This window comes from Blastococcus sp. KM273129, from assembly GCF_021698995.1.
Taxonomy (GTDB): domain Bacteria; phylum Actinomycetota; class Actinomycetes; order Mycobacteriales; family Geodermatophilaceae; genus Blastococcus.
Genome location: NZ_SSXB01000151.1, coordinates 1 through 2,701, shown reverse-complemented (window position 1 = coordinate 2,701; position 2,701 = coordinate 1). Strand labels below are relative to the sequence as shown.

At 72.7% G+C, this 2,701-nt stretch carries 3 protein-coding genes; 2 read left to right on the top strand and 1 reads right to left on the bottom strand.

Features of this window, described 5'->3' with window-relative positions:
- On the top strand, positions 1-707 hold a 707-nt coding region (locus E9565_RS21715), incomplete at its 5' end, for a DUF3027 domain-containing protein (RefSeq protein ID WP_236836709.1).
- Between the two features lie 6 nt (positions 708-713).
- On the opposite strand, the gene E9565_RS21710 is transcribed toward E9565_RS21715, so the two are convergent.
- Complete coding sequence (locus tag E9565_RS21710; protein ID WP_236824867.1) at positions 714-941, bottom strand: DUF2530 domain-containing protein; 228 nt, start codon at positions 939-941, stop codon at positions 714-716.
- Between the two features lie 105 nt (positions 942-1,046).
- On the opposite strand from E9565_RS21710, the gene E9565_RS21705 reads away from it, so the two are divergent.
- Complete coding sequence (locus tag E9565_RS21705) at positions 1,047-2,606, top strand: NCS2 family permease (protein WP_236824866.1); 1,560 nt, start codon at positions 1,047-1,049, stop codon at positions 2,604-2,606.
- Positions 2,607-2,701 lie beyond the last annotated feature (95 nt).

Here is a 2,701-nt window from a genome sequence, read left to right as displayed (position 1 = left end):
CGGCCGGGGCCGCCGACCTGGTGGGCGAGCACCTGGGCGCGACGGCGGAGGCCGTGGGGCCCGCGGAGCTCGGCGAGGTGCTCACCCACACCTTCGCCAGCCGGCTGCCCGGGTACGTGGGCTGGCACTGGGCGGTCACGATCGCCCGGGTGCCCGGCGAGGAGCGGGTGACCGTCGACGAGGTCGTCCTGCTGCCGGGCGACCAGGCGCTGCTCGCGCCGGCGTGGGTGCCGTGGCACGAGCGGCTGCGCCCGGGGGACCTCTCGGTGGGCGACGTCCTGCCGGCCACCGAGGACGACCCCCGCCTGGTACCGGCCTACACGGTCGACGACGACTCCGCCGACGACGCCGAGGGGCGCGTCGTCGCCCGAGAGATCGGGCTGGGCCGGGAGCGGGTCATGTCCCGCGAGGGGCGTGCCGAGGCCGTGGCCCGCTGGTCGTCGGGGGAGTTCGGCCCGACCTCACCGATGGCCCGTCAGGCCCCCGGCCCCTGCGCGACCTGCGGCTTCTGGCTCCCGCTGGCCGGCTCGCTCCGCGGGATGGTCGGCGTCTGCGGCAACGCCTACGCACCCGGTGACGGGCGGGTCGTGGCCGCCGACTACGGCTGCGGCGCGCACAGCCAGGCCACGCTCGTCGTCGTCCAGGACACCGAGGTGGTCACCTCGGCGCGCTACGACACCTCGGAGTACGACGTCCTGGCGGACTGACCGCGCTCAGCCGCGGTCGCGGGGGCCCAGCTGCCCCTGCAGCTTCATGACGCCGAGGCCGAGCACCGCCAGCCCGATGGCGGCCACGCAGGTCCAGGTCCACATGCGGTCCACCCGGTCGCCCAGCAGCAGGAGCACGACCAGCGCCACCGCCCACACGGCGATGCCGGCGATCACCACGCGCGCGGTGTCGACCTGCAACGGCGGGGGAGCCTGCTTGACGGGACGGGGCACGACGGCACCTTAGATCCCATCCTGGTCACGGGGCGACGGTGCCGGTCCCTGCATGTGGCACGCTGGCGCCGCTCGATGGCCACCCGCACCGCCCGGAGAACCCGCATGCCGCAGAAGTCCCGTCCCTCCGGTGGCGCCAGCGCCTCGGCCGCCGACGGCAGCACCCCCGCCGACGTCTCGGCGGGGCGGCCGCCGACCACGCCGCGCCGCAGCGAGGGGCCGCGGGTCCGCCCGAAGAACGGTCTGGACCGGTACTTCGAGATCAGCGCCCGCCGCTCGACGGTCAGCCGCGAGGTGCGCGGTGGGATCACCACCTTCTTCACGATGGCCTACATCGTGGTGCTCAACCCGATCATCCTGACCAGCATCGCCGGTCCGGACGGCACACCGGGTGCCGACGTCGAGGGGACGGTCCTGCCGTTCGGCTCGATCGCGGCCGTCACCGCGCTGCTCGCCGGTGCGCTGACGCTGCTGATGGGCATCGTCGGGCGCTACCCGTTCGCGCTCGCCACCGGCCTGGGCATCAACGCGATCGTCGCCGTCTTCGCGGCCACCCAGCTGACCTGGCCCGAGATCATGGGCCTGGTCGTGCTGGAGGGCCTGCTGATCACCGTGCTGGTGCTCACCGGCTTCCGCAAGGCGGTCTTCGAGGCGATCCCGGCCCAGCTCAAGATCGCGATCGCCGTCGGCATCGGCTTCTTCCTGGCGATCATCGGGCTGGCCGACGCCGGCATCATCCGGCCGGGCAACCCGCTGATCAGCTTCGGTGTGGGCGGCCAGCTCGCCGGCTGGCCGATGCTCACCTTCGTCGTCGGCCTGCTGCTCATGAGCCTGCTGGTGGTCCGCCGGGTCAAGGGCGCGCTGCTCATCGGCATCGTGGCGACGACGGTGCTGGCGATCGTCGTCGAGGCCGTCGCCGGCGTCGGCCCGCGCTTCGGCGAGGACGGCGAGAACCCCCGCGGGTGGTGGCTGCAGGTGCCCGAGCTGCCCGACGACGTCGTCGGCACCCCCGACTTCTCCCTGCTCGGCAACTTCTCCCTGTTCGGCGGGTTCGAGCGCATCGGCGTCATCGCCGCCCTGCTGATCGTCTTCTCCATCATGATCGCCGACTTCTTCGACACCGTCGGCACGGTCACCGCCGTCGGCGCCGAGGGCGACCTGCTGGACGAGAACCGCAACCTGCCGAAGTCGCAGCCGGTCCTGCTCGTCGACTCGCTGGCCGCCGCCGCGGGTGGCGCGGGCAGCGTCTCGTCGAACACCACCTACATCGAGAGCACCGCCGGGGTGGCCGACGGCGCCCGCACCGGGCTGGCCAGCATCGTCACCGGCCTGCTGTTCCTGGTCGCGGTGTTCTTCACCCCCCTGGTGGCGGTCGTGCCCGCCGAGGCGGCGGCCCCCGCGCTGGTGATCGTCGGCGCGCTGATGATCAGCCAGATCAAGAACCTCACCTGGGACGACATGTCCCTGGTCATCCCGGCGTTCCTGACCATCGCGCTGATGCCGTTCACCTACTCGATCACCAACGGCATCGGGGCCGGCGTCATCAGCTTCGTGCTGCTGCGCGTGGCCGTCGGGCGGCGCCGGGAGATCCACCCGCTCATGTGGGTGGTGGCCCTGCTCTTCCTGGTCTACTTCGCGCTCGAGCCGCTGCAGCAGCTGTTCTGACTGTGAGGCTGGCCGGGTCGGTTCGTCGGTGATGGGCTGACTGCTGGCGGCAGCGGGCGTGACCCTTGCTCTGACTGGCCTCGTGCCTTTGCCGG

Excerpts from the sequence above, each read along its gene's own strand:
- E9565_RS21705 (WP_236824866.1), top strand. The coding sequence starts at position 1,047 with ATGCCGCAGAAGTCCCGTCCCTCCGGTGGCGCCAGCGCCTCGGCCGCC.